General features: G+C 57.1%; 24 protein-coding genes. 9 read left to right on the top strand and 15 right to left on the bottom strand.

Annotated features, from left to right (window positions below):
• Positions 1 to 1,444 precede the first annotated feature (1,444 nt).
• Genes iolG through iolD form a run of 6 tightly spaced genes read right to left on the bottom strand, consistent with a single transcriptional unit; the run spans position 1,445 to position 7,814 of the window.
• The gene (gene iolG / locus ACR0AU_RS09570) at positions 1,445 to 2,434 is read right to left on the bottom strand and encodes an inositol 2-dehydrogenase (protein WP_480761032.1); all 990 of its coding nucleotides are present in this window, start codon (positions 2,432 to 2,434) and stop codon (positions 1,445 to 1,447) included.
• A gap of 1 nt (position 2,435) precedes the next feature.
• Positions 2,436 to 3,266, bottom strand: a complete 831-nt coding sequence (locus ACR0AU_RS09565; protein ID WP_170733964.1) for a class II fructose-bisphosphate aldolase — start codon at positions 3,264 to 3,266, stop codon at positions 2,436 to 2,438.
• Entirely contained in the window at positions 3,263 to 4,120 is an 858-nt protein-coding gene (locus ACR0AU_RS09560) for a 5-deoxy-glucuronate isomerase (RefSeq protein WP_170395026.1), read from the bottom strand. The genes ACR0AU_RS09565 and ACR0AU_RS09560 overlap by 4 nt, the downstream gene beginning before the upstream one ends.
• A 12-nt stretch (positions 4,121 to 4,132) precedes the next feature.
• A complete protein-coding gene (iolC, locus tag ACR0AU_RS09555) occupies positions 4,133 to 5,110 on the bottom strand; it encodes a 5-dehydro-2-deoxygluconokinase (protein WP_170395024.1) in 978 nt (325 codons plus the stop codon).
• Positions 5,107 to 5,946, bottom strand: coding sequence for a phytanoyl-CoA dioxygenase family protein (locus ACR0AU_RS09550; protein WP_480795607.1), 840 nt, complete (start codon positions 5,944 to 5,946; stop codon positions 5,107 to 5,109). The genes iolC and ACR0AU_RS09550 overlap by 4 nt, the downstream gene beginning before the upstream one ends.
• Positions 5,946 to 7,814 (bottom strand): 3D-(3,5/4)-trihydroxycyclohexane-1,2-dione acylhydrolase (decyclizing), encoded by a 1,869-nt coding sequence (gene iolD / locus ACR0AU_RS09545; RefSeq protein ID WP_480795606.1) that lies wholly within the window; start codon positions 7,812 to 7,814, stop codon positions 5,946 to 5,948. Before iolD ends, ACR0AU_RS09550 begins: the two co-directional genes overlap by 1 nt.
• 129 nt (positions 7,815 to 7,943) lie before the next feature.
• Here iolD and ACR0AU_RS09540 point away from each other — a divergent pair, with 129 nt between their 5' ends.
• From ACR0AU_RS09540 to ACR0AU_RS09530, 3 genes are read left to right on the top strand one after another with little or no spacing between them, the layout of a single operon-like run.
• Positions 7,944 to 9,047 (top strand): Gfo/Idh/MocA family protein, encoded by a 1,104-nt coding sequence (locus ACR0AU_RS09540; protein WP_170395018.1) that lies wholly within the window; start codon positions 7,944 to 7,946, stop codon positions 9,045 to 9,047.
• Positions 9,048 to 9,066: 19 nt separating this feature from the next.
• Entirely contained in the window at positions 9,067 to 9,960 is an 894-nt protein-coding gene (locus ACR0AU_RS09535; RefSeq protein WP_170515248.1) for a sugar phosphate isomerase/epimerase family protein, read from the top strand.
• 13 nt (positions 9,961 to 9,973) lie between these two features.
• Positions 9,974 to 11,107, top strand: a complete 1,134-nt coding sequence (locus tag ACR0AU_RS09530; RefSeq protein WP_170408589.1) for a Gfo/Idh/MocA family protein — start codon at positions 9,974 to 9,976, stop codon at positions 11,105 to 11,107.
• On the opposite strand, the gene ACR0AU_RS09525 is transcribed toward ACR0AU_RS09530, so the two are convergent.
• Entirely contained in the window at positions 11,104 to 12,108 is a 1,005-nt protein-coding gene (locus ACR0AU_RS09525) for a LacI family DNA-binding transcriptional regulator (RefSeq protein WP_170395012.1), read from the bottom strand. The two genes, ACR0AU_RS09530 and ACR0AU_RS09525, sit on opposite strands and share 4 nt — an antisense overlap.
• A 187-nt stretch (positions 12,109 to 12,295) precedes the next feature.
• Here ACR0AU_RS09525 and ACR0AU_RS09520 point away from each other — a divergent pair, with 187 nt between their 5' ends.
• The 3 genes from ACR0AU_RS09520 (at position 12,296) to ACR0AU_RS09510 (ending at position 15,248) form a co-directional block, all read left to right on the top strand.
• Entirely contained in the window at positions 12,296 to 13,246 is a 951-nt protein-coding gene (locus ACR0AU_RS09520) for a sugar ABC transporter substrate-binding protein (RefSeq protein ID WP_170395010.1), read from the top strand.
• An 87-nt stretch (positions 13,247 to 13,333) separates the two neighbouring features.
• Positions 13,334 to 14,458 carry an ABC transporter permease gene (locus tag ACR0AU_RS09515; RefSeq protein WP_170395008.1) on the top strand — a complete coding sequence of 375 codons (1,125 nt, stop codon included), beginning with the start codon at positions 13,334 to 13,336 and terminating at the stop codon, positions 14,456 to 14,458.
• A 1-nt stretch (position 14,459) separates the two neighbouring features.
• A complete protein-coding gene (locus tag ACR0AU_RS09510) occupies positions 14,460 to 15,248 on the top strand; it encodes an ATP-binding cassette domain-containing protein (protein ID WP_170395006.1) in 789 nt (262 codons plus the stop codon).
• Positions 15,249 to 15,284: 36 nt separating this feature from the next.
• Here the strand turns inward: ACR0AU_RS09510 and ACR0AU_RS09505 are convergent, their stop codons facing one another.
• Genes ACR0AU_RS09505 through ACR0AU_RS09485 form a run of 5 tightly spaced genes read right to left on the bottom strand, consistent with a single transcriptional unit; the run spans position 15,285 to position 19,485 of the window.
• Positions 15,285 to 15,827, bottom strand: coding sequence for a DUF3833 domain-containing protein (locus ACR0AU_RS09505; protein WP_480795605.1), 543 nt, complete (start codon positions 15,825 to 15,827; stop codon positions 15,285 to 15,287).
• Positions 15,824 to 16,441, bottom strand: coding sequence for a DUF3833 domain-containing protein (locus ACR0AU_RS09500; protein ID WP_170426000.1), 618 nt, complete (start codon positions 16,439 to 16,441; stop codon positions 15,824 to 15,826). Before ACR0AU_RS09500 ends, ACR0AU_RS09505 begins: the two co-directional genes overlap by 4 nt.
• Positions 16,438 to 17,661: an MFS transporter gene (locus tag ACR0AU_RS09495; RefSeq protein ID WP_170733958.1), complete on the bottom strand. Its 1,224-nt coding sequence runs from the start codon at positions 17,659 to 17,661 to the stop codon at positions 16,438 to 16,440. The genes ACR0AU_RS09500 and ACR0AU_RS09495 overlap by 4 nt, the downstream gene beginning before the upstream one ends.
• Positions 17,661 to 18,200 carry a hypothetical protein gene (locus ACR0AU_RS09490; RefSeq protein ID WP_170733957.1) on the bottom strand — a complete coding sequence of 180 codons (540 nt, stop codon included), beginning with the start codon at positions 18,198 to 18,200 and terminating at the stop codon, positions 17,661 to 17,663. The genes ACR0AU_RS09495 and ACR0AU_RS09490 overlap by 1 nt, the downstream gene beginning before the upstream one ends.
• A complete protein-coding gene (locus ACR0AU_RS09485; protein ID WP_170733956.1) occupies positions 18,157 to 19,485 on the bottom strand; it encodes an FAD-dependent oxidoreductase in 1,329 nt (442 codons plus the stop codon). The genes ACR0AU_RS09490 and ACR0AU_RS09485 overlap by 44 nt, the downstream gene beginning before the upstream one ends.
• Before the next feature lie 185 nt (positions 19,486 to 19,670).
• Here ACR0AU_RS09485 and ACR0AU_RS09480 point away from each other — a divergent pair, with 185 nt between their 5' ends.
• Positions 19,671 to 20,396, top strand: coding sequence for an SDR family NAD(P)-dependent oxidoreductase (locus ACR0AU_RS09480; protein ID WP_170514197.1), 726 nt, complete (start codon positions 19,671 to 19,673; stop codon positions 20,394 to 20,396).
• 2 nt (positions 20,397 to 20,398) lie between these two features.
• Here the strand turns inward: ACR0AU_RS09480 and ACR0AU_RS09475 are convergent, their stop codons facing one another.
• The gene (locus ACR0AU_RS09475) at positions 20,399 to 20,686 is read right to left on the bottom strand and encodes an I78 family peptidase inhibitor (RefSeq protein ID WP_170733955.1); all 288 of its coding nucleotides are present in this window, start codon (positions 20,684 to 20,686) and stop codon (positions 20,399 to 20,401) included.
• A gap of 129 nt (positions 20,687 to 20,815) precedes the next feature.
• On the opposite strand from ACR0AU_RS09475, the gene ACR0AU_RS09470 reads away from it, so the two are divergent.
• Entirely contained in the window at positions 20,816 to 21,928 is a 1,113-nt protein-coding gene (locus ACR0AU_RS09470; RefSeq protein WP_170394983.1) for an S-(hydroxymethyl)glutathione dehydrogenase/class III alcohol dehydrogenase, read from the top strand.
• A 54-nt stretch (positions 21,929 to 21,982) separates the two neighbouring features.
• On the opposite strand, the gene ACR0AU_RS09465 is transcribed toward ACR0AU_RS09470, so the two are convergent.
• Positions 21,983 to 22,921, bottom strand: a complete 939-nt coding sequence (locus tag ACR0AU_RS09465) for a DMT family transporter (RefSeq protein ID WP_480795604.1) — start codon at positions 22,919 to 22,921, stop codon at positions 21,983 to 21,985.
• A 196-nt stretch (positions 22,922 to 23,117) separates the two neighbouring features.
• Here ACR0AU_RS09465 and ACR0AU_RS09460 point away from each other — a divergent pair, with 196 nt between their 5' ends.
• A complete protein-coding gene (locus tag ACR0AU_RS09460) occupies positions 23,118 to 23,585 on the top strand; it encodes a DUF1203 domain-containing protein (RefSeq protein WP_170566845.1) in 468 nt (155 codons plus the stop codon).
• On the opposite strand, the gene ACR0AU_RS09455 is transcribed toward ACR0AU_RS09460, so the two are convergent.
• Positions 23,582 to 24,574, bottom strand: coding sequence for an ABC transporter ATP-binding protein (locus ACR0AU_RS09455; protein ID WP_480795612.1), 993 nt, complete (start codon positions 24,572 to 24,574; stop codon positions 23,582 to 23,584). The genes ACR0AU_RS09460 and ACR0AU_RS09455 overlap by 4 nt on opposite strands.
• Positions 24,575 to 24,624: the final 50 nt, after the last annotated feature.

Below are 24,624 nucleotides of genomic sequence, written 5' to 3'. Positions count from 1 at the left end.
AAATCCTGCTCCCGCAACCAACTTTAGAAAATCCCAGAGCAGCCCGTGCAGACTAAAAACAGCCCACCGGACTGTTCGATTAACGATCAAAATTCGTCAGGCTCATAACCTAAAGATCGTAGTATCGTTGTTTCTGCTGAGAAGGACAAAAAGACAACGACGATCCGCTTGTCAGCATGCCTCTTAGAAGAGTGAGTGATGTAGTAGAGTTATCAGTTGAAATCAAACTTTCATCACTGACCGCCTTCGAAGTGCAGGGTTTTCAGTGGTCCCGAGAATCTTTCCGAAACATCTTGTTTCCAATTCGCGAACTAAGAGTTTCGAATTTAGCCGTGGACACATTTTTGCCATAATGCCATCTTGCCACTGTGGGCGGCATGTCTTTATTTTTAGCACTTTCTAGTTTTTCCAACTGGATTTGAGGGGGTTACTTGGTTCGATATGCCGCCCCACGAGCAGTCTTCTGATCGTCCAATGAATGAAACACACTGTTGATACAATGCGCGTTCAAACCCTTTGTATCGCGCATCTGGGTGTAGTTAGGGTGTACCTCGACAGCGCCATTAGATTCTATGTGCGCAGTTTCAGGTCTCTTTCCATTGATCGTTGCGCGCCGAATGATGTGCAATCGGCGATGCAGAGGTGCAACAGGTCAAGATAGAAATGCCATTAGAACGACCCCAACTAACGGCCTGAGAGCGGTATCTGAGCAAGTAAGCGCTGCCTGGATAGCAAGTTTCCGCAACGTAAACATAAGCTCACTTTTCGCCTTTCAAGACTTGCTCTATGCAGTGTGCAGCATTCCGGTGGGGGCCGATATGAAACTCAGTGCGTTGGAAATCCTTTGCGTCATTTTGGCGAGTATTGTGGCAGTGGCTGGTTTTGCCGGAGCCGTGAATGCGCTTGTTTCAGCGATCTAATATAGCACCGCAAAGTTGTGGAGCCTTTAGGCGCGCATTGTCGCGCTCGTGACAACTGTTCTCTCGGGGTGTCGAGGTTTGATTGTAAAGCATAGAAATTAAACAATAAAAAACCAGCAAGCACTTCTTTTTCGTTGATCGGTGACGCCGTCGACGCACAAAGTGAACAGGTCTAAAGCCCGAAAAAAGCCCGCCTCGTCCAAATCTCGCGGTAGCGGTATAAGACTGAAAGCGTCGCCTCACATTCCACCTAGCAGAGGGGTCGGCGAGGGGGTCGAGCCAACCCCTCTGAAGGGGATACACGGATCAGTGAAAGTGGTCCGTTGAGTTCAGGTTATGCGATGCGTGTAGGCCCGTATATTGGGGGTTCCCCGTAGTTGGGAAAATTAATCTTTCAGACACATTCCGGACATCTCGCCCAGATACCAAAACGATACGGCGCGCCTAGAAGATGTCTGATGATTTCTTGAGGGGGTACGAGTTTGGCGCGTCGTACCTTGAACCTCGATTATTTCCCAAAAACCTCAAGCGAGGCTGATAACGGTGCCCTGCTTCAAGGACGCATCCGCCGCATCGGCCAGCAACTGAGCCCGCAGCCCATCGATGATACTTGGTGCAAGTTGTCCTGATCCGGACACAGCGGCAGTGAAATGGGCCATCTCGGCTTGATAGGCGCCTTCGTAGCGTTCAAGAAAGAAATGCTGGGCGGGGGCTTTGCGGAAACCCGACGGAGTCGCGACCTCAACCGCATTCTCCAACATGTTTTCGGCCCGCAACATGCCCTTCTCGCCATGCACTTCGATGCGCTGATCATAGCCATAGCTGGCGCGGCGCGAGTTGGAGATCTGGCAAATCTTGCCACTGGCCGTCGTCAGGGTTACGGCTGCGGTGTCGACGTCTCCGGCTTTGCCGATCTCGGGATCGACGAGCGATGATCCAACAGCGTAAACGCTGATAGGTTCTTCGCCCAGCAAGAAACGTGCCATATCCAAGTCATGGATCATCATATCGCGGAACAACCCACCCGAGCTTTCGATATAGCTGATCGGTGGCGGCGAGGGGTCGCGGGACAGAATGGTGACAATTTCGACCGCGCCGATCTCACCTTCGGCGATGCGGGATTGAATATTGGCAAAGCTCGGATCAAAGCGGCGGTTGAAGGCCGTCATGAAGGGCACGCCGGTGGCTTCGACCACCTTGATGCAGTCGCGGATGCGGTCAGCGGACATGTCCACCGGCTTTTCGCAGAAGATCGCTTTGCCGGCATTCGCCGCTTTATGGATCAGATCGTAATGGGTGTCGGTCGGAGTACCGATGACGACAGCATCGACATCTTTGCTTTCGATCAGTTCGTCCGCCGACAGGATCTGTGCGCCAGTTTTGTCGGCCAGCATCTGAGCCGGTTCTGTGAATGCGTCCGCCACTGCGCTCACCCGTGCGCCATCAATCTGCCCGATCGAGCGCGCATGAACCTGACCGATCCGCCCGCACCCCAATAGCCCGATATTCAGCATGTCATGCCCCTTTGAACGCTTTCAGTACCCGGCGCGTCGCCTTGACCACCGGTTCATGTGTATCTTTCAGTATTTGAACGCGGTCGAACCTGTCCGGATCGGCATTCACGGCCGTTCGCAGGGCATTCCCAAAGACCATTCGCAGCTCGGTCCCGATGTTAAATTTGCAGATTTTCGATCCGCGCGCCAGCGCAGCACGTTGCGCAACCGGCACGCCCGAGCCGCCATGGATTACCAGAGGTATATCGGTCACGGCTTCAATGGCGCGGATACGGGCCTCGTCCAGACCGCCCTCTTTGTTCTGCTGCAAATGGACGTTGCCGACCGAGATCGCCATTGCATCCACGCCGGTCTCTCGGGCGAATTGCGCGGCTTCCTCCGGGTCGGTTCCGTCCGAACCTTCACCACCCGAATAGCCGACAAAACCGATTTCCCCCTCGCAGGAGACACCAGCGGCATGGGCCATCTCGGCAATTGCAGCGGTCTCGGCGATATTCTGTTCCAAAGGCTTGCGCGATCCGTCAAACATGACCGAGGTAAAGCCGCTGTCGATGGCGATGCGGCACTCGTCCCACGTATAGCCATGGTCCAGATGGGCCACGACAGGCACACTGGCCCCTTCGGCCAGATGGCGGAACATCTTGCCCAGAACCGGCAGCGGCGTGTGTTCGCGGCATGATGGGCCGGCTTGCAGGATGATCGGTACGCCTTCGGCTTCTGCAGCGGCCACGTAGGCACGCATATCCTCCCAGCCCAGCGTCACCAACCCGGCCACGGCATAGCCGTCACGCAGCGCGGGTCGCAGCACGTCCGATAATGTCACAAGGCTCATTTGAACTTGGCCACCATGTCCATAATGCCCGGGATCGTATGCAGCTGGGCTGCATGGGTCGGTTGGAAATACTGCTTCAGCGAGCGCTGACTGAGCCCGCCGAGGATGGTGAAATAGTACATTTCATACCCCGGCAAAACTGCGCAGGGGTGATAGCCCTTGTCCAGCAAGATCGTCGAGCCATCCATGATGTGATAGGCATCACCCGGCTTGTTGTCTTCGCGCTGCAGCATCTGGACGCCAGAACCATAGTTGGGCCGGAAGCGGAAATTATAGGTTTCGTCATGGCGGGTTTCGATCATTTCGCCATCGTCGCTTTTGCGGTCGGTGTCATGTTTGTGGCTGGGAAAGCCGGACCAGCCGCCCTGACCCACGGTATAAAGTTCAGACACCAGCAAGCGGCCGACCTTGTCGTGATGGTTCGCGCCCAGAATGTGTTTGATTTTTCGATGGGTTTTGGTGTCGTCCGATCCATACTGCACCAGATCCAGCTCGGGTACGCGGACATCAAAGGGTTCAAGCACACGGTCGAATTTTGCGCCCGCGATGAAGGTTTCGGTTTCATCCGTCATGCAGGTTATTCGAACCTTGGCGCCGACGGGAACGTATACGCCCTCGGGCTCGCCATCCCAGACGTCGATGGTGCGGTTGCCAAGGTTGGTATAGATCGCGCCGTCCACATCGACATCCACGGTACCGGTAGCGGGCACGATGCAGGTCTCATAGCCCGGTACGGCATATTCGAACACCTCGCCCTTTTTCAGTTTGACGATGTTGAAATAGTTTAGCGGCACCAGATCATGGTCGGCATCGACGATAGGTTTGTTCTGGTTGTCATGGGGCGCAATATGCATCTGCGTCTCCTTTCAGGTATCCGTGGAGCCCGGGTGTTGGGCCAGAAATTCGTCAAGTTCGGGCGTCGTCGGCATGGCCCCGGCGCAGCCGGGTTTCGACACGACGATCGACGCGCAGGCCGAACCGCGCAGCACCGCATCGCGCAGGTCATGCCCCGCAGCGATCGAGGCCAGCAGACCGGCCAGAAAACTGTCGCCTGCGCCGTTGGGCTTCACGGCGGTAACCGGGTAGATGCCGGTGCGGACCTCTTGCCCGTCTGCCAGCGTAATGGCCCCCTCATGGCCCATCTTGTAGATCACCATCTTGCCGTTGGCCGCCAATTCGCGGGCCTTGTCTAAACCTTTTTCGATGCCGCCCGCCATAAAGCCGAACTCTTCATCATTGCCTACGATAAGATCGCTTTCATTCCCTGCGCGGGTCAGAACCTCTGAGGCGACTTCGGGTGATGGCCAACTATAGGGGCGGTAATCGATGTCGAAGATCACCGGCAGGCCTGAGGCGCGCGCATTTTCAAACGCGCGGAAGGTGGCCGAGCGTGAGGGTTCCGCAGCAAACACCGTGCCCGCCGTGATCAGGGCTGAGAAGGCGCTGTAGTCGACCTCATCCATATCCGCCTCGGTTACCTGGAAATCAGCGGCGCCGTTGCGGTAGATGACATTCTGAAAGTCTTCGATGCAACTTTCGTAGACAGCCAAGGACGTACGCGCCTCGCCACCCACAGCTCGGACATATCTCGTTTCAACGCCATAGTCGCGCAGCCGGTTCACACAGAACCGCCCCACGGCATCATCCGAGACCGAGGTGACCAGCGCCGCTTGCGATCCCAGCTTCACCAGTCCGGCGCAGATATTGGCGCTTGATCCGCCCAGATCGGCGCGAAACACTTGTGCGTCTTCGCTTTTGGTTCCGACCGGATCCGCAAACATGTCCATTCCGGCCCTGCCGAACACGGCAAAGCGGTTACCTTTTATACCTTCGATCAGAGTCACGTGCGCCCCTCGGTATTGCCTGCCCGCGCGGCATCCAGCACCTCGGGGTAGGGATAGTTCAGGCCCAGCAACTGCCGCAGATCGGGACTTGCCTGATCAAGGAAATCCTGCGTCAGAGCAGCAGGCATATCTTCCATTGGTTTAACCCATTTGGGCAGGTACTGGATCAGGATCGCGCTGCGGTCGTGATCCGCTTTGTTCGGCATCGCGCAATGCCACGTCACGCCATAGAACAGAGCAACATCGCCAGGCTCACCGGTCATCTGCTCGCATTTGTCATAGAACTTGTCTTCGGGCGTGGGATAACGCAGCTCTTTCTGCGATCCGGGTACATAGCCGGTCGCGCCGCTTTCCTTGGTGAACGGGTCCAGCAAAACCGAGACCTGTGCATTCATCGGAAATGATCCATTCAGACCGACGGGATGCGTTTCGGGGCTGTGAAAGTCCCAATAGGGATAGTCGACATGCGGCTCCTGCCCCGGCCCGCCCGGCAGGATGCGATTGGCAGCGATCGAGCCCATGATGAACTCGGTCCCCAGAAACTTGCGGAGGATCTTCATCAGAACCGGATGCGCAGCCATGCGTGAAAACACGTCGCCCTTGGCCAACAGATTCCAGACCCGCCGCTGCAGGTTCAGTTTGCCATCCTCTTCCGCAGCGCCTTGGAAATGGGTCACTTTCTCGGCCGCTGTTTCGGATTCGGCCATGACGATGGCACGTGCCTCGGCGATCTCTTCAGGGGTGAAAAGGCCCGAGATTGCGACGACTCCATCACCGTTCAGCAATTCATCCACAATGAAGTCTGGGTCAGCCGTTTCTGCCTTGAACCGTTTCATCAGATGCCCTTGCGTTGTTTTTCGCGGGTCGATTCCCATTCGACATGAGCATCACGAACCCTCTCGTCAGCCGAAGTGTGGGGCGTTCCAACCTCCCACCATGCATGGCCTTCAGTGGTCCAGCCTTCATAGGCGTCCACGTCCATCACAATCACATAAGTCTTGTCGCTGGCCTTGGCGCGCTTGAACGCTTCGGCCAGTTCTGCCGGGTTCGCGACCTTTTCGCTGGTGGCCCCCATCGAGGCCGCGTGGGCCGCGAAATCAACGCCAAAGGCTTCGGGGATGGTGGGGCAGTCTTCCAGCAGGTTGTTGAAGCTTTCGTTGCCTGTGTTGTTCTGCAGCTTGTTGATGACTGCAAAACCGCCATTGTCCAGCACCAGAACAATCATCTTTTTGCGGCTCAGAACCGAGGAATAGATGTCCGAGTTCAGCATCAGATATGAGCCATCACCGCAAAACGTAATCGTGTCCTTATCCGGCTCACGCTCAGATTGGGCAATGCGCGCGCCCCAAGCGCCTGCGATCTCATAGCCCATGCAGGAGAATCCGAACTCAACATCAACGGTGCCAATATCCAGCGTGCGCCAGTTGGCGGTGACTTCAGCGGGCAGACCTCCGGCAGCGGCGACCACGCGGTCACGCGGGTCGCAAAGTTCGTTCACAACGCCGATGGCTTGAGCATAGGAATTTGGACGGTTCCCGTAAGACACATTTTCGGCCACGTAGGCATCCCACTTGCGCCGCTCGACTTGTGCCAGAGCCACCCAGTCGGGCGGGGCGGTATAGTCAACAGCCTGTGTTAGAGCCTGAATCGACAGCTTGGCATCCCCAACAACTGGCAAGGACATGTGCTTACCCGCATCATGCCGCGCAGCATTGATCGAGATGAACTGAGCGTCCTTGGCAAAGGCAGTCCACGAGCCGGTTGTGAAATCCTGCAAGCGCGTCCCGACGGCGACAATCACATCGGCTTGTTCCGCAATTGCGTTGGCACTGTCCGATCCAGTGACGCCGATCGGGCCAATGTTCAGCGGATGGGTCGCCAGCATATTGGCGCGGCCCGCGATGGTTTCGACGACCGGAATCTGAAACTTTTCGGCGAATTCGGTCAAATCGGTCACGGCTTTGGAATACTGCACGCCCCCACCCGCGATGATCATCGGGCGTTTCGCGCCGGCCAACGCGGTAGCGGCATCGGCGATTTCATGAGCATCGGGAGATTGGCGGCGAATGCGATGCACTTTTTTCTCAAAGAACTTCACCGGGTAATCATAGGTCCAACCCTGCACATCCTGTGGCAACCCGAGGAACGCCGGCCCGCAATCGCCCGGGTCCAGCATTGTCGCTATAGCGGCGGGCAGAGATTGAATGACCTGTGCCGGATGCGTGATGCGATCCCAATAGCGGCTGACCGGTTTGAAGGCGTCATTCACACCAAACGTCGGGTCATAGTAGTTCTCCATCTGCTGCAGAACCGGATCCGGTAAGCGGGTGATGAACGTGTCCCCGCACAACATCAGCATTGGCAGCCGGTTCGCATGGGCCAGTCCAGCAGCAGTCAACAGATTCGCAGTGCCGGGGCCTGCGCTAGCGGTGCAGAACATGAATCGCTGACGCAGCCACTGCTTGGCATAGCCTGCGGCGGCGAATCCCATGCTCTGTTCATTCTGTCCGCGATACAACGGCAGCTCATCCCGGACAGTATTCAGTGCCTCGCCCAGGCAGGTCACATTGCCATGACCAAAAATCCCGAAGCCCCCGCCACATAGGCGATATTCCTGACCATCGATCTCTATAAACTGGTTCGACAGCCAGCGAATGATCGCCTGCGCCGTTGTCAGGTAAACAGTTTCGTGTTGCGCGGACATGTCTGCGGGCTCCTTTAGGAAAATTATGATGCAGTGCCGAATGCAGCTTGCGAGAGTCCTATTCTCACGATACAAGTTTTGCAACCGGTTGCAAATGGTTTTCAAGAAAAAGCGAGGGAGGACGTCGGAATGGCAGAGATCGGCATTGGCATTCTAGGCGGCGGATATATGGGCAAGGCTCATGCGGTCGCCATGTCCTCGGTTGGGGCGGTGTTCAACACGGCCTTGCGACCACGGTTAGAGATGGTGTGCGCCTCGTCACCGGAAAGCGCTGAGCGGTATCGTCAGGCCTATGGATTCGCGCGCTCGACGGATGACTGGCGTGTGTTGGTGAACGACCCGAAGGTCGAGGCCGTTGTGATCGCCACGCCTCCGGAAACACATCGCGAGATCGCTCAGGCAGCGTTTGCGCTGGGCAAACCGGTGCTGTGTGAAAAGCCTTTGGGCGCGTCGCTGGAGGATGGTGCGGCGATGTCAGCAGCGGCCGAGGCCTCGGGCTTGGCCAACATGGTTGGTTTCAACTATATCCGCACCCCGGCCAGCCAATACGCTCGCGCTCTGATAGCCGAAGGAGAGATCGGCGACATCACATGGTTTCGGGGTGAGCATACCGAAGATTTCTACGCGCACCCTCAAGCCCCGGCAACCTGGCGTACAACAGGAATGTCGAACGGAACGATGGGTGATCTTGCGCCTCATATGATCAATGCCGCACTGGCTTTGATCGGCCCGATTTCACGCGTGATGGCCGAGGTCGAAACCGTGCACAATAGCCGCCCGGGTGGCGAAGTTGACAATGACGACCACGCTCAGATGATGGTGCGGTTCGCGAACGGAGCAATGGGATCGATCTATATCAGTCGAATCGCGACTGGGCGCAAGATGGGCTATGCCTATGAGATCAGTGGCACCAAGGGTGCGATCCGCTTTGATCAGGAAGACCAGAACGTTTTGTGGCTCTACCGTATGGAGGGTCCCGAAGCTGAGCGTGGCTTTCGTAAGATCCTGACCGGCCCTGCGCACCCGGACTATGAGCCGTTCTGTCAAGGGCCGGGCCATGGCACGGGCTATCAGGATCAGATCATCATCGAGGCGCGAGATTTCCTGCGCGCGATCGAGACAGGTAAACCGGTCTGGCCGACCTTCCACGACGGGCATGAGGTCAACCGGGTCGTCGCTGCGGCATTGGCATCGTCAGCGGATGAAAGCTGGAAAAATATCGAAGATTTCTGAGCATCGGAGACAAGACAAGATGAGCATCAGAATTGGCAATGCGCCCTGTTCCTGGGGCGTGGAATTTGCGCAGGACCCGCGCAATCCGCATTGGAAAACCGTTCTCAGCGAATGCGCTGCGGCCGGGTATAAGGGTATCGAACTCGGCCCGGTGGGTTTCATGCCCGAAGACCCTGCGGTGCTGGCCGATGCGCTGGCCGAGCATGATCTTGAACTGATCGGCGGCGTTGTGTTCCGCAACTATCACGACCCCGACGCGTGGGAAGACGTGCTGGACGCCACCCACCGCACCGCTCGCGCATTGAAAGCGCATGGGGCGCAGCACATGGTGCTGATCGATGCGATCTCACCCCGCCGCGCGCCAACCGCTGGTCGCGCCGATGAGGCTGAGCAGATGGACAAGGCCGAGTGGACGGCGTTCCGGGATCGGATTTCTGAAAGCGCGCGGATCGGGTCCGAGGAATACGGGCTGACCGTTGGGATGCACGCTCATGCTGCGGGCTTCATGGACTTTGAACCTGAACTTATCCGTTTGCTGGACGAGGTCGATGAAAGCCTTCTTAAAATTTGCTTCGATACGGGGCATCACTCTTATGCCGGGTTCGATCCGGTCGGCTTCATGAAGCGCTACGTTGATCGGATCTCGTACATGCACTTCAAGGATATCTCTCCGACAGTGAAAGCGGATGTAATTGCCAATCGGACGGGCTTCTATGATGCTTGCGGGCAGGGGATTTTCTGCAATCTGGGCGACGGCGACGTGGACTTTCCGACCGTTCGCCAGGTGCTGCTGGACGCTGGTTTCACAGGATGGTGCACGGTCGAGCAGGATTGCGACCCAACGCTCGACCCTGATCCTGTAGGGGACGCGCGGAAGAATCGTGAATACCTTGAATCAATTGGTTTCAGTTAAGGAGGTCCAGACCATGACCAAGCTGAAATGGGGCATGATCGGAGGCGGCGAAGGTAGCCAGATCGGACCGGCGCACCGGTTGGGGGCGCTGGCGGACGGGCATTTCCAATTCACCGCCGGAGCGCTGGATCACAGGCCTGACATTGGTCGCGAATACGCCCAACGATTGGGTATCGCGGCAGACCGAGCCTACGGCGACTGGACCGAGATGCTGGAAGGTGAGCGCGGGCGCGAGGATCGGATTGATCTGGTCACTGTAGCCACTCCAAATGCGACGCATTTCGAGATCACCAAAGCGTACCTTGAGGCCGGGTTCAACGTGCTGTGCGAAAAGCCCATGACCATGACGGTGGAAGAGGGCGAAGAGATTGTCAAAGTCGCCGAGAAATCAGGGAAGATTTGCGCGGTAAACTACTGTTACTCGGCTTATCCGATGGTGCGTCAGGCTCGCGCGATGGTGCGCGCAGGTGAGATCGGCAAAATCCGTCTGGTCGTTACCAATTTCAGTCACGGCCATCACGGAGACGCCACTGATGCTGACAATCCACGCGTGCGCTGGCGCTATGATCCTGCGATGGCGGGTGTTTCCGGGCAGTTCGCTGATTGCGGTATCCACGCGATGCACATGGCCGGATTCATTGCGGATGATGAGGTTGAGACCCTGTCTGCAGATTTTGCTTCAACCATTGGCAGCCGTGAACTTGAAGATGATGCCATGGTCAACTTCCGCACGACAAAAGGCGCTGTTGGCCGGTTGTGGACCTCTTCGGTCGCCATCGGTCGGCAGCACGGGTTCGACATTCAGGTGTTCGGAGAAACCGGCGGTCTTCGATGGGCGTCGGAGCAGCCGAACCAGCTTATCTACACGCCTGTTGGTGGTCGCCTGCAGATCATAGAAAAAGGCGAAGGCGGGCTGCATGAAGACGCGCAACGACTCAGCCGGGTGGCGATTGCGCATCCCGAAGGGTTCCCGTTGGCGGTTGCGAATATCTATTGCGATCTCGCAGATGCTATTGCCGGGGAAACCCGCGACGGCTTGCCCAATGCGGCAGACGGCGTGCGGTCGATGGCGGCTGTGCATACAGCGGTCGAGTCGGCGAAACAGGGCAGCGCGTGGATGGATGCCCGGCCACCGATGTTTCGTTAACTCTCAGATACGGGGCGCAATGTGCCCCGTTCCACCACCGAACATGGGAATATCCGCGCCTCCGGATATCGGTCGGGTTCGTTCAGGGTTGCCACCATCAGCTCGATCGAAGAACTCACGATTTGCCGGATCGGCTGATGGATGGTGGTGAGATCGATATTCTCCCACCGTGCCATTTCCATGTCGTTCAGGCCGATGATGCCGATGTCTTCGGGCACCTTTAGGCCACTATCCAGAATCGCGGACAACACCCCGATGGACAACACGTCATCGCCGCAGAAATATGCATCAGCCCGCTCAGATTGGAGCAAGCGTAGCATTTCCTGACGACCTGCATCGAATGAGTAAGCCTCAGCAAACGAGCAGGTCACGTCAATGCTAGGATGCCGGGCCATCTCTGACATGAAGCCCGCATGGCGATCCTGAGTCGAGGTCGCCGCCTCGGGCCCGCCTAGAAAGGCTACTTTCGTATAACCACGCGCGACCAGCTCGCGGGCCGCCATGCGTCCGCATTCCACATTGTCAATCCCGACCACATGAACCTGCGGTGAAGAGGATGACCGGCCAAAGCTGTGCACCACTGGTACGCCGGCATCCCGAAACGCTTTTGCGAAGCCGGGCGGCAAGGTCGACGACGCTACGACAACGCCATCGACCGAATACTGGCGCAGCATTCGTACCGAATTTTCGGGTTCAACCTCGTCGGTCAGATTCACCAGCAACGGGCGCAGGCCTCGGTCCTGCAGCCCCCTGGTAAAGAGGTCGAAAACTTCAAGAAATATCGGGTTGTGGAAGTTGTTCGAGACCAGCCCGATCAGCTTAGTTCGGCCTGTGGTCAGAGATGAAGCCAGTGCATTTGGGCTGTATCCCAGCTCACGCGCGGCCTTCTCGACTTTTCGGCGCATCTTGTCAGAAACCGAGGCCCCATCGGTGAAAGTGCGCGACACCGCCGAGCGTGAAACGCCGGCGCGTTCTGCAACCTCTTTCAATGTGACAGCCATGATCCGTCTGACCTTCCTGCGTTTAGTGGCAGTCCTTTTACCTGTATTCTTTGGCAGATACAGTATGAAACACATCTGACACCGTTTGCAACCGGTTGCAAAATTTTGACAGATATGCTCTAACTCGAGTCGGAGAGGTGCGAAGGACTGCCTCAATCCGCGATAACATGAGTTTTGGGAGGACATCATGACTTCACTGACGAAGAAGTTGGCGCTGGCGGCGGCGGTAGCTGCGACGCCTCTGATCGCAGCTACGGGCGCTGCGGCGGAAGGTGAGAAATACATTCTGGTCAGCCACGCGCCAGACAGCGATAGCTGGTGGAACACGATCAAGAACGGCATCGCGCTGGCAGGCGACCAGATGGGTGTCGAAGTCGAATACCGCAATCCGCCCACTGGCGACCTTGCCGATATGGCGCGGATTATCGATCAGGCGGCTGCTTCGGGTCCGAACGGGATCATTACCACGTTGGCGGATTATGATGTGCTGAGCGGACCGATCAAATCAGCGGTCGATGCGGGCGTTGATGTCATCATCATGAACACTGGTACGCCGGATCAGGCACGGGAAGTTGGTGCCCTGATGTATGTGGGTCAGCCCGAATATGATGCCGGATTTGCTGCAGGCCAGCGCGCCAAGGGTGACGGCATCGGCTCGTTCCTTTGTGTGAACCACTATATCGTTCAGCCCTCAAGCCAGGAACGTTGTCAGGGCTTTGCAGACGGCTTGGGCATTGAACTGGGGGATCAGATGATCGACGCCGGCCAGGACCCAGCCGAGATCAAGAACCGCGTGCTGGCCTATCTGTCGGCGAACCCGGATACTGATGCGGTTCTGACACTGGGTCCAACCTCGGCTGATCCGACAATTCTGGCGCTGGAAGAAAATGGTATGGCCGGTGACATCTATTTCGGCACCTTCGATCTGGGTGGTGAGATTGTCAAAGGCATCAAGTCTGGCGTGATCCAGTGGGGAATTGATCAGCAGCCCTTCCTGCAGGCTTACCTGCCGGTTGTTGTGATGACCAACTACCACCGCTATGGCGTTTTGCCGGGCAACAACATCAATTCGGGTCCCGGCTTCGTAACTGCTGATGGTCTGACCAAGATCGAAGAATTTGCTGGCGAGTACCGCTGATTCTTACAGCGCGGGCGCCCCGCCAAAGCGGCGCCCGCCAACAACTATCTGACGCAAAATCACTGCTTAACTCGGAGGGGCGTTCTAATGAGCGAGTCTGCTCAAAACACGGCTGTAACCGACGAACGGATTAAAGAAATATCGCCGCTGCGCAAGGCCTTGATCCGGCCTGAACTTGGCGGGATGGTCGGCACCGTTGCCGTCTTCACCTTCTTCCTTTTGTTCGCTTTTGACAGCGGCATGTTCAATGCACAGGGCATGATGAACTGGTCGGTTGTCTCGGCGCAGTTCATGATCATCGCCGTGGGTGCCTGCCTTCTGATGATCGCGGGTGAGTTTGACCTGTCAGTCGGATCGATGATCGGCTTTTCGGGCATGATGATCGCAATTTTTTCGGTCACGCTGGCGTGGCCGGTCTGGATGGCCATTATCGTCACGTTTGCGATGGCGGTGGCAATCGGCGCGCTGAACGGTTGGATCGTGATCCGGACTGGGCTGCCTAGCTTTATCGTAACGCTGGCCTTCCTGTTCATCTTGCGCGGCTTCACCATCTTCCTGCCGCAGGTGATCGAGCGTAAAACTATCATTGGCGGCGTAAAGGACGCGGCCGAAGGCGATTGGCTGGCGCCGATCTTTGGTGGTAAAATTTTGCAGGGATTGTTCCAATGGCTCGGGGATGCCGGGATCATCGCCGTATTCGAGCGTGGCACTCGCGCCGGTCAGCCAGTTGTGGATGGTATTCCAATGCTGATCGTTTGGGCGATCGCACTGATCATCTTTGGTCACGTGCTGCTCACCAAAACGCGGTTCGGCAACTGGATCTTCGCCTCGGGCGGGGATGCTGAGGCGGCGCGCAACTCGGGTGTGCCTGTGAACCGGGTCAAGATTCTGATGTTTATGTTCACGGCCTTCTGCGCCACTGTCTTCGCTGTCTGCCAGGTGATGGAGTTCGGATCGGCTGGTGCTGACCGGGGTCTGCTAAAAGAGTTCGAGGCGATCATCGCCGTGGTCATCGGCGGCGCGCTTCTGACCGGAGGATACGGCTCGGTACTGGGCGCGGCGCTGGGCGCGTTGATCTTTGGCGTGGTGCAACAGGGGTTGTTCTTTGCCGGTGTCGAAAGCTCGCTGTTCCGGGTCTTCCTTGGGGTGATCCTGCTGGGGGCTGTGATCCTCAACACCTATATTCGCCGCATCATCACGGGAGAGCGTTGATATGAATCCCGAACATGAACCCATCATCCAGATGAAAAACATCGAAAAGCACTTCGGCAGCGTGATCGCGCTGGCGGGTGTCTCGGTGGACGTGTTTCCCGGTGAATGTCACTGCCTTCTCGGCGACAACGGTGCGGGCAAGTCGACCTTCATCAAAACCATGTCGGGCGTGCACCAGCCCACCCACGGAGAAATCCTGTTCGAAGGCCACCCCATGCATTTCGCCGACCCGCGTGATGCCATCGAGGCCGGGATCGCAACCGTGCACCAGCATCTGGCCATGATCCCGTTGATGTCGGTCTCGCGCAACTTCTTCATGGGCAATGAGCCGGTAAAGAAGGTCGGACCTCTTCACTTTTTTGATCATGACTATGCCAACAAGGTCACGATGGAAGAGATGAAGAAAATGGGGATCAACTTGCGCGGCCCTGATCAGGCGGTGGGCACGCTGTCAGGTGGTGAACGCCAAACCGTCGCCATCGCGCGGGCGGTGCATTTCGGGGCGAAGGTTCTGATCTTGGATGAACCGACCTCGGCCCTTGGGGTGCGCCAAACAGCCAACGTTCTGGCGACCATCGACAAGGTGCGCAAGCAGGGGATCGCGGTGGTCTTCATTACTCACAACGTCCGCCATGCACTGGCGGTTGGTGACAGGTTCACGGTACTCAATCGCGGGCAGACGCTGGGTACGGCGCAGCGCGGTCAGATCACCCCGGAAGAGCTGCAGGACCTGATGGCCGGTGGTCAGGAGATGGTCGAGCTTGAAGGCAGTCTGGGCGGAACCGTCTGATACATTTTTGCCCCGCTGGCTGTGCTGGCGGGGTGGCTACTTCTTCTCGAAGTACAATATGACCTCACCCAGCCTTACGCCAAAACGCGAAACATAGGCTCGGTTCAATAACCGGTCATCCGACAACAACCACATCCAGTCATCGAAATTGACACGCATGGTGCCGTCTTTGACGGGCAGGTCGATTTTGTACTTCCAGTTAAACGTATCGCCCCTTTCGACCCCACTGGCTGTGCCCAGCACACCGGGAGCGGTGCCGGTCCAGGTGTCATCGCCGGTCTTGGTCAGGGTCCAGATCCGTTGTTCAGTCGCACCATCGTCATAGACGAAATCTTCAACTAGCGTCAGAGTCTCTCCGTCCCATGTGCCGTCAATATCGACCTGGAAGCGACGCGGGACATTACCTAGTACATCCTGAAACTGACCATAAGCGACAGTCTTACCTTCGAAGAACTCTTCAAGGTTCAGCTGACGATCTGACAGAAACGTTTTTGGTATACGCGGTTTGGCCGAGCATGCGGCGAGGATGGCCAACCCCGCGATCGCGACACCTGCAATAAGGGTACGGCGGGCGATCATTGCAAAACCCTCAGCTCAGAGTCTGCATCGTGGCCGTTTGCGCCATGCAGATGGGTGGATTTCACTTCAGGCGCAGGGCGCATCGTGGCGACCAGCTCGGCCACCTTGATCCCGAATTTTCGCATCTCGGACCGGTTCATGATTACACCGTTCTCCGTCAGATACATCCAGTCGGTCACATCCAGTGTATGCCCGCCCGCGTCCTCGGGCAGGATGATGCGATAGGTCAGCTTGACGGTTGAGCCCGAAATCACGCCTTTGCCCTCGCCGACTATATCGTCCGCTGTTGCGGTGAATGTGTTACCCGTGCCTAACGTCAGATGCCATTTGCGGGTCATCTGTTTGCCGTTGGAATAGGTGAAATACTCGGAAAGCGTACCGGTGTTGCCATCCCATTCGCCGACCATACGCGCGACAAAGCTGTTCGACATCTTGCCGTTGGGGCCATAGATCAGCCCTTCCGACAGGATCTCTCCATTCAGGTTCTTCTTCAGCGAAAACTCAGGCCCGGTTCCGCTGTAGTCGGAGGGTGATTGCGAGCGGAAACTGAGGAACCGGTTCTTCACAGCAAACAGCGCAAAAATCGCAAGCAGACAGATCAGGAGCGTTTTCATTTGGCAGAGACCTCTGTCGGGAGAGTCAGGACCATGCCAAACGCTCCGAGTTTCAAGATGCAGGGCAGCACCGCATAGGCGAGGGTGAGTGTATTCAAAGCCTCGGCAGAATTGGCCTGTCCAGGTGTAAAGCCGCTGCGTTCCAGTAGCGGCAGTGTGAAAAAGGCGGCCAGAGCTAGACCCAGCTTACCTGCGAAAGACCAGATGCCGAACGCAGCAGATGCGTTCAGCCCGGCCCGGGTCAGAACGACCGAGAACATAGCGGGCAGGACAACCATGTCCGCCCCAAGCGCCGCGCCGGATGCGAGGCATATGATGGCGAAACCGATGAGATTCCCAGGGGCTAGAAGAGCGGCCCCGACAAAGCCGAGAATGGCCAGCGGCATGGCGATCATCAGAGTCTGTTTCGGGCCAATTCGGTTGCTGAGCCTGGCCCAGAACGGAACGCTGAGCCCGGCGCTGAGGAAGAACAGGATCAGCAATGGCCCCGCTTTGCCTGGTAGTTGCAGCCGATCTTCAACAAAGAACAGAAACAGGGTCGAGGTGATGGCGACGGGCAGGCTGTTGACCAACGCAAGGGCAAGCAGACGTAAAGCCCCCGCCTGTCCTAAGCCTGCAAAGGACAGCCCTTGACCGGTGATCGGCGTGCGTCGCCAAATTGGCAGCGTAACAGCCAGAGTCACAACGCTCAGAAGCCCGAGAAACATTCCAAAGGCCGGATACCCTTGCGCGGCTGCGCCAAGCGCCACGAACACAGCGGGTGCTGCGGCTGCTATGATAACTCCGGTCAGTTGTCCGCCTTCGCGGAAGGCGGCCAGTGTCATCAGTTCCTTCGCGCTAGCCTGTTTCGCCAGCGTGGCGCTGCGGCCATAAAGCAAGATGGTCCCGAGGCTGTAGGCCGAGAATAACAGGATCAGAATAGACACTAATACAGCGATACTTGCCCCTTCTGGCAAACCAAACAGCAATGGAAATCCAATCGCCAGACCCAGCGCAGAGGCGGCGGCAAACAACATTTGCCCACCGGGCCAGCGATCAATGGCCCAGCCAATCAGTGGATCTTGGACCAGATCGACGAGCCGAATGACCAGCAGAATGGTGCCAATGACCCCCAGCCCGATACCGAGATTCACGGCGGCAAAGCGCGGCAGGTGGATGTAAAGCGGGATACCTGCTGCAGCAAGCATCAGCGCATAGAGGCTGACACGCGGGTACAGCATCACTGCCCCTTCAACTGCTGTGTGAACGAGGCGGATCGTGTATTGTTACCCAGAAAAATTGACATGAAGCTGCGTGTGATACCCGGATTTGTCAGGGTGCAGGTTTTGCTTCCGTTGCGCCAGAAGCTGACGCTGTTGGGGCCTTGTGCGATGGCCAGATAGCTATCGCCTTTGCTGACCGCCTGAAAACAGCCCTGCAATTGGGCTTCCGTCGGCGCAGAATTGCCTTGTCGGGCCATCTCTTCCAGGGTCGACTCGACCAGCGCTTTTTGTTTCAGGTTTTTTCGGTAGGTCAGTTGCAGTCCGAAATTCTGATTCCAGCTGAATGCGGCACCGCCGGGCGTGTAAAGCTTGGCGTCATAGAGCGGCAGCCCCAGAAAACGGAATGTCCCGGTGCCGCGCAGCTTAGGGTCTTTGATTGCATCCGACAAAGGCGAAGCCGCCAGTCCGCCGGGGACCATCAGCGCCAGTGACAGCAGCGCAGCGCAACAGGTTCTATACGCTGGCCGAAACAGCGAGGTCCGTTTCAGGGATACCATTGTCAGCTCCGATGCTCTGCGGGATGGCGGTGAGGCGCTCGACAACATGCATTGCGCTGGCAATCCCGTCTTCGTGGAAACCATGCCGATTATACGCCCCGGCAAACCAGGTTCGGTTCTGTCCCTGCATCTCGCGGATTTGCCCTTGCGCGCGCAGGGCGGCTTTGTCGAACACCGGATGGGCGAACTCGACCTCGTCATAGATTTTGCCCGCGGGAATGTCTGATGCGGCGTTCAGGGTCACAAACAGTGGGTCACTGTCGGGGATATTCTGAAGCCGATTCATCCAATATGTGACCCCAACATTGCCCTTTTGCGATCGATAGGTCCAACTGGACCAGCAAGCACGCCGCCTGGGCATTTGGCGGGGATCACAGTGCAGGATAGCTTTGTTCGGTTGATATCTAATCGCGCCGAGCGCCGCTTTTTCCGCTTCGGTCGCTGCATCACCCAAGATGGCGAGAGACTGATCGGAATGGGTTGCCAGTATGATTTCGTCAAACAGAGCGGCCTCACCTCCTGCATGGACGGTGACGCCCAGATCATGCCGCTCGATCCGCTGCACGGGTGCGGACAGTCTGATGTCAGCACCGCGCGCACGTAGCGCAGTTTCGATCCGGCGGACATACTCGATGCTGCCGCCTTTCACGGTGTACCACTGGTGCTGATTGGCACGGCCCGAGGCCAGCAGCGCGTGATTGCGGAAGAACTGCACCAGCGAGCGGGCTGGGAACTGATCGACGAACTCGACCGGAGTTGACCAGATCGCGCCGCACATCGGCATCAGATAATTGTGCCGGAACCAGTGGCCGAGACGCAGTTGATCCACAAGCTCACCGATCGTGGTGTCGTCGTCCTGCGCGGCTTCGGGGGCCTCTTTGCCAAACCGCAGGATATCGGCGATCATCTTGTAATAGGCTGGACGCGCGAGGTTGCGTTTCTGCGCGGTCAAAGTGCGCAGATTGTTCAACCCATATTCGATGCGGCCATTGTCGATAGTTGCGCCAAAGCTCATCTCACTTTTAGTAACTGGCACGTTCAGCTCATCAAACAGCCGGGTCAAATAGGGGTATGTGACATAGTTGAAGACGATGAAACCGGTATCTACCGGCTGATCTCCGTTCTTTCCGGCGATCACCGTGCGGGCGTGGCCGCCCAGTCGGGGCTCAGCCTCGAACACGGTTATATCGTTGTCTTCGGAAAGGTAATAAGCTGCGGAGAGACCTGAAATGCCTGCGCCTATGACTGCGATTTTCTTGCGTACGCCCCGGGTTTCGTCGAACATTCCATCCTCGTTATTCGGTATTTACAACAAGATACGCAGGGAATGAGGCTTTGGATCAACCGCGTTAGAAGTTTTTTTCCGACGCTCTATGTAGTGTTATCTGGCCGAATGCTACGAGCGCTGGGCGTGATCCATTGCTGCTGTCAGAACGTATTCGACCTAGTAGTACGAAAAAAGACTTACGCATGAGCAGTTTTGACGGAAAAACCTATTGGATCATTGGCGCCAGCGAAGGGCTGGGTCGTTGCTTGGCCGAAAAGCTGAGCCGCGAAGGCGCACATCTGATCCTTTCTGCTCGCAATGCCGAGCGATTGGATGAAATCTGTGGCACCTTGCCTAATGCACGTGCTGTACCGATGGATGTGACTGATCTCGACACTGTGCGCCGCGCTGTGGTGGAGGCTGGCTCAATTGACGCGCTTGTCTACAACGCAGGCGCCTATGAGCCGATCAGTACGTCAGATTGGGACACCGATGCTGCTTTGGCGATCAGCGATGTGAACTATTCCGGTGCGCTTCGGGTGTTGGGTGAAACCGTCCCAGGATTTGTGGGCTCAGGCAGTGGTGATATCACGCTGATCGGGTCGCTTGCCGGGTATCATGGGCTTCCCAATGCGATCTCGTACGGGGCCAGCAAGGCTGCGCTGATCTCGCTGGCCGAGACCATGCGGCACGATCTGGCAGGGTCAGGCGTGACGGTGCGCATTGTCAATCCGGGGTTCATCAAGACCCGTCTGACCGACAAGAACAGTTTCAAAATGCCGATGCTGATGACACCCGAAGATGCGGCCGATCGCGTAGTGCGCGCCATGTCCCGTCGCCGGTTTCGAACCGATTTCCCGGTACCGTTCTCATGGGTTGTGCGCCTGATCGATTATTTGCCCGATATTCTGGTGTACCGGGGAAAGTGACCCTATCCGCAGGTAAGCCTCTGAATTGTGCCTGCGCCGTTCACATAAACGTTCAGCCGGTCGATGCGATAATCCTGCGTGGCAATATCATCCGGGCCCAGAACGCGCGACCGTTCAGGCAGTTGGGCTTGTATGGTTGAAACCGGCTCACCAATGGTGTTCGCAAACGGTTCTCCCTTACAAAATGCAAGATCAACCGGTGCCTCCTCTAGTTCAAGCGCCGCGTCCTGCGGTTCAGAGGTCTCAGAACATGCGGTCAGAAGAATTAGGATCGGAAATAAACGGTACATTGGCGCAGGGCTTTCTGGTGATGTCGTTTCTGAAATATCAAAGATTTAGCCAACCTGTCATGAAAGCGCAGTTGAAAAAACCCTGTATTTGACGCAGGGTCGGGCAAAACAGACAGGGAGACAAGCACCATGCGTACCCGTGCCGCCGTCGCCGTTCAGGCAGGCAAACCTTTGGAAGTGATGGACGTAAACCTTGAAGGCCCCAAAGCGGGCGAGGTTCTGGTCGAGATCAAGGCGACAGGCATTTGCCATACCGATGAATTCACACTGTCGGGCGCCGACCCTGAAGGCTTGTTTCCCGCCATTCTGGGCCATGAAGGCGCAGGTGTCGTGCTTGAGGTCGGCCCGGGTGTAACCAGCCTGAAACCCGGCGATCACGTCATCCCGCTTTATACGCCCGAGTGCCGTGAGTGCGAATACTGCCTGCATCCCAAGACCAACCTGTGCCAGGCAATTCGCGAAACCCAAGGCCAGGGCCTCATGCCGGATGGCACCTCGCGTTTTTCTACGTTGGATGGCGATCCGATCCTGCACTACATGGGCTGCTCGACCTTCTCGAACCATACGGTTCTGCCTGAAATCGCGCTCGCCAAAGTGCGTGAGGACGCGCCCTTTGACAAGATCTGCTATATCGGCTGCGGCGTGACCACCGGAATTGGCGCGGTGATCAACACTGCCAAGGTAGAAATTGGCAGCCGTGCCATCGTGTTCGGCTTGGGCGGTATCGGCCTGAACGTGATTCAGGGCCTGCGTCTGGCTGGCGCGGATCAGATCGTGGGCGTTGATTTGAATCCAGCCAAGGTGGAAATGGCGACCAAGTTCGGCATGACCGACTTCGTCAACCCGTCCGAGGTTGAAGGTGATCTGGTGCCCTATTTGGTCAATCTGACCAAGGGCGGTGCCGACTATACCTTTGACGCCACAGGCAATGTTGGCGTGATGCGCGCAGCGCTGGAATCGGCTCACAAAGGCTGGGGTGAATCGATCATCATCGGTGTGGCACCTGCGGGCGCTGAAATCTCGACTCGACCGTTCCAACTGGTTACTGGCCGCTCATGGCGTGGCACCGCGTTTGGCGGAGCGCGTGGACGCACCGACGTCCCGAAAATCGTGGATTGGTACATGGACGGGAAGATTGAGATCGACCCCATGATTACCCACACCATGGGCCTGGATGACATCAACCACGGTTTCGACCTGATGCATAAGGGCGAGAGTATCCGATCAGTGGTCGTCTACTAAGGCTCTATAAGGGCTGAAATGGATTGCACGGCGCGCTGCAATGCGCGCCGTTTCTTATTCTCCGGGCCTCGTCGCTCCAGTATCTGACCGGGGCGACCTGACGCGCAGCACAGGCGTATTAGCAGAGGTAGTGTTTGATCGGCTCTCACGCCAGACCACAAAGACGCCGGATGCAATGATGACGCTCGCACCAACCGCGACCCAGATATCCGGATGCTCGCCAAAGAAAATCACGCCGAAGATCGTGGCCCAGATGATCTGGCTGTATTGACTGGGCGCAATGACGCCGGCGGGGGCGGCGCGATAAGCAAGGATGATCAGGTGCTGTGCGATTACCGAGAACACCCCGACAAACGCCATCATCGCCAGATGCAGCAATGATGGTGGTTGATAAACTGCCGGTTGGGCGACGCTCATGGCGGCGATGGCCAGCAGCATAGGATAAAGGATCAGGACGGCAGAGCGTTCTTCATTCCCGATTTTGCGGACAAGAACCGAAGCAAATGCGCTGCAGAAGGCTGCTGCCAGAGCCGCTAAATGGCCCAGGGTGATTTCGGTCGCGCCAGGGCGCAAGACGATCAGGACGCCGATCAGGCCGACGCCCACGGCCGCCCACCTTTGGGCTCGGACCACCTCACCCAGAATCGGAATCGACAGAACAGTTACGATCAGCGGGAAGGAAAATAGCAGGGAATAGACTTCGGCCAGCGGCAGCACCGAAAAAGCGTAGAAGGCACAAGACATGGCCATGATCATCGTCGCTGATCGCAACAGCACCAACCACGGATGCCGCGGCAGGAAATTCCCAGTGGTCCGATCGGCCAGAATTGTTACTGCCATGGGGACAAAGGAAAACAGCGTCGCAAAGAAGATGATCTGCAAAACCGAATAGGTGCCACCCAGCACCTTGATCAGCACGTCATGCGTCGCAAAGACGGCAAAGCCTAAGAACGCAAAGGCAAGCCCACGAAGGGTGGAGTTCTGAGCGCTCATGACAAAAGCCTCAATCATAGATGGATCGTTTGGGGTGTTTGATGTTTGCTTAGACCCAAATTGGTCTGACGGGTAGCCCTTATTTTATCGCTAACATTCTTTTGCAGGCAGGGTTGCAGATTTTGCAATACGCAGGAAACGGGTCGAGTACAAAACAAGCGATTGCCATGATCATCTCAAATCAAGGAGAAACATCATGCACGGAATTTCAGCCCTACCAACACAGCAGGTTCAGGCATATCGCGCCGGTGCGCCGGATGGATATGGAAACCCACCAGAGCGTGCGATTTCCAATGGGGCGGGCAACCCATGCCGTCATTGTTTGAAATACATACCGGAAGGCAAAGAGATGCTGGTGTTGGCGCACCGACCCTTCCCGGAAACGCAGCCTTATGCGGAGACTGGACCGATCTTCCTTTGTGCCGACCCCTGCGCACGCTATGAAAGTGAGGATGTGCTGCCCGAGGCGTTGACCGACTCGCCCAACTACCTGATCAAAGGGTATGGTCCGGACGACCGAATTGTCTATGGAACCGGGATCATCACCCCACAGGCGCAGTTGCATGAGGCGGCTAAAAAAATCTTCTCCCGCGCTGATGTCGCTTACATCCACATCCGATCTGCTCTGAACAACTGTTATCACGCACGGATCGATCGTGTCTAAAGCTTGACGCGGTGCATCCCCCGATGTGGTTGGTTCGGGTCGTTGACAGTTGCGTCGTCGACCCGACTGGAGGTCAACGCAAGGAACACATCCTCAAGATCAGCTTCTTCAGTGCGGACGTCCTGGATGCGAATATCGGCCTGACGTACAGATTCCAGCACCTGCTCGGCTGTAGTTAGGTTGCTGTGGTATTGTAGCACAAGGTCGCCGTTCTCACGTTGCGCTGCAATCACGTTATCCGCTACAGGCAGAGTCTGTATGGGGCTATCCGGCACGATCACCATGGTCCGGCTGTCCATGCGGCCCAGCAGATTGGCCGTGCTGTCTTGTGCGATCTTTTCGCCGTGGTTGATAATGGCGATCTCGTCACACATCTCTTGCGCTTCTTCCAGATAGTGCGTGGTCAGGATGATGGTCATGCCCTGTTCGTTCAGCTTACGCACATTGGCCCAAAGCATCTGTCGCAGTTCAATATCCACACCCGCCGTGGGTTCGTCGAGCACCAGAATCTTGGGATGGTGCACCAGCGCTTTGGCCAGCAGCAGACGCCGCCGCATTCCGCCCGAAAGCGTGCGCGCATAGGCCTCGGCCTTGTCGGCAAGGCCAACGAGGTCGAGGATCTCATCGCTTCGCCGATCAGACTTGGGAACACCGTACAGCCCGGCCTGAACTTCTAATGCGCCTCGAGGTGTAAAGAACGGATCAAGGTTCAATTCCTGAGGCATCACGCCGATGGCGGCGCGGGATTGGCGCGGGTTTTGATCCTGGTCGAAGCCCCAGATCGAGACTCTGCCAGACGTTTTGACCACCAGCCCCGCCAGAATGTTGATCAGGGTCGATTTGCCGGCTCCATTCGGGCCAAGCAGACCGAAAACGGACCCCTGCGGTACCGTCAGGTCGATCCCTTTCAAAGCCTGTTTCTCGGGCTGGCCCTTGCCGCCGCGATAGGTCTTGCGCAGTGATCTGATTGTGATTGCCGCATCGGACATGTGGCCCTTGCCCCCGGTTTGCTCATCGCCCATAAACGCACCTAATACAT

The organism is Ruegeria sp. CG1, assembly GCF_056537265.1.
This window is presented reverse-complemented; position numbering and strand designations above follow the sequence as displayed.

What these genes read in the sequence shown, in the direction of transcription:
- iolG (WP_480761032.1), bottom strand. Translation starts at nt 2,434, where the DNA reads ATGCTGAATATCGGGCTATTGGGGTGCGGGCGGATCGGTCAGGTTCAT.
- ACR0AU_RS09565 (WP_170733964.1), bottom strand. Translation starts at nt 3,266, where the DNA reads ATGAGCCTTGTGACATTATCGGACGTGCTGCGACCCGCGCTGCGTGAC.
- ACR0AU_RS09560 (WP_170395026.1), bottom strand. Translation starts at nt 4,120, where the DNA reads ATGCATATTGCGCCCCATGACAACCAGAACAAACCTATCGTCGATGCC.
- ACR0AU_RS09550 (WP_480795607.1), bottom strand. Translation starts at nt 5,946, where the DNA reads ATGAAACGGTTCAAGGCAGAAACGGCTGACCCAGACTTCATTGTGGAT.
- iolD (WP_480795606.1), bottom strand. Translation starts at nt 7,814, where the DNA reads ATGTCCGCGCAACACGAAACTGTTTACCTGACAACGGCGCAGGCGATC.
- ACR0AU_RS09540 (WP_170395018.1), top strand. Translation starts at nt 7,944, where the DNA reads ATGGCAGAGATCGGCATTGGCATTCTAGGCGGCGGATATATGGGCAAG.
- ACR0AU_RS09535 (WP_170515248.1), top strand. Translation starts at nt 9,067, where the DNA reads ATGAGCATCAGAATTGGCAATGCGCCCTGTTCCTGGGGCGTGGAATTT.
- ACR0AU_RS09530 (WP_170408589.1), top strand. Translation starts at nt 9,974, where the DNA reads ATGACCAAGCTGAAATGGGGCATGATCGGAGGCGGCGAAGGTAGCCAG.
- ACR0AU_RS09525 (WP_170395012.1), bottom strand. Translation starts at nt 12,108, where the DNA reads ATGGCTGTCACATTGAAAGAGGTTGCAGAACGCGCCGGCGTTTCACGC.
- ACR0AU_RS09520 (WP_170395010.1), top strand. Translation starts at nt 12,296, where the DNA reads ATGACTTCACTGACGAAGAAGTTGGCGCTGGCGGCGGCGGTAGCTGCG.
- ACR0AU_RS09515 (WP_170395008.1), top strand. Translation starts at nt 13,334, where the DNA reads ATGAGCGAGTCTGCTCAAAACACGGCTGTAACCGACGAACGGATTAAA.
- ACR0AU_RS09510 (WP_170395006.1), top strand. Translation starts at nt 14,460, where the DNA reads ATGAATCCCGAACATGAACCCATCATCCAGATGAAAAACATCGAAAAG.
- ACR0AU_RS09505 (WP_480795605.1), bottom strand. Translation starts at nt 15,827, where the DNA reads ATGATCGCCCGCCGTACCCTTATTGCAGGTGTCGCGATCGCGGGGTTG.
- ACR0AU_RS09500 (WP_170426000.1), bottom strand. Translation starts at nt 16,441, where the DNA reads ATGAAAACGCTCCTGATCTGTCTGCTTGCGATTTTTGCGCTGTTTGCT.
- ACR0AU_RS09495 (WP_170733958.1), bottom strand. Translation starts at nt 17,661, where the DNA reads ATGCTGTACCCGCGTGTCAGCCTCTATGCGCTGATGCTTGCTGCAGCA.
- ACR0AU_RS09490 (WP_170733957.1), bottom strand. Translation starts at nt 18,200, where the DNA reads ATGGTATCCCTGAAACGGACCTCGCTGTTTCGGCCAGCGTATAGAACC.
- ACR0AU_RS09485 (WP_170733956.1), bottom strand. Translation starts at nt 19,485, where the DNA reads ATGTTCGACGAAACCCGGGGCGTACGCAAGAAAATCGCAGTCATAGGC.
- ACR0AU_RS09480 (WP_170514197.1), top strand. Translation starts at nt 19,671, where the DNA reads ATGAGCAGTTTTGACGGAAAAACCTATTGGATCATTGGCGCCAGCGAA.
- ACR0AU_RS09475 (WP_170733955.1), bottom strand. Translation starts at nt 20,686, where the DNA reads ATGTACCGTTTATTTCCGATCCTAATTCTTCTGACCGCATGTTCTGAG.
- ACR0AU_RS09470 (WP_170394983.1), top strand. Translation starts at nt 20,816, where the DNA reads ATGCGTACCCGTGCCGCCGTCGCCGTTCAGGCAGGCAAACCTTTGGAA.
- ACR0AU_RS09465 (WP_480795604.1), bottom strand. Translation starts at nt 22,921, where the DNA reads ATGAGCGCTCAGAACTCCACCCTTCGTGGGCTTGCCTTTGCGTTCTTA.
- ACR0AU_RS09460 (WP_170566845.1), top strand. Translation starts at nt 23,118, where the DNA reads ATGCACGGAATTTCAGCCCTACCAACACAGCAGGTTCAGGCATATCGC.
- ACR0AU_RS09455 (WP_480795612.1), bottom strand. Translation starts at nt 24,574, where the DNA reads ATGTCCGATGCGGCAATCACAATCAGATCACTGCGCAAGACCTATCGC.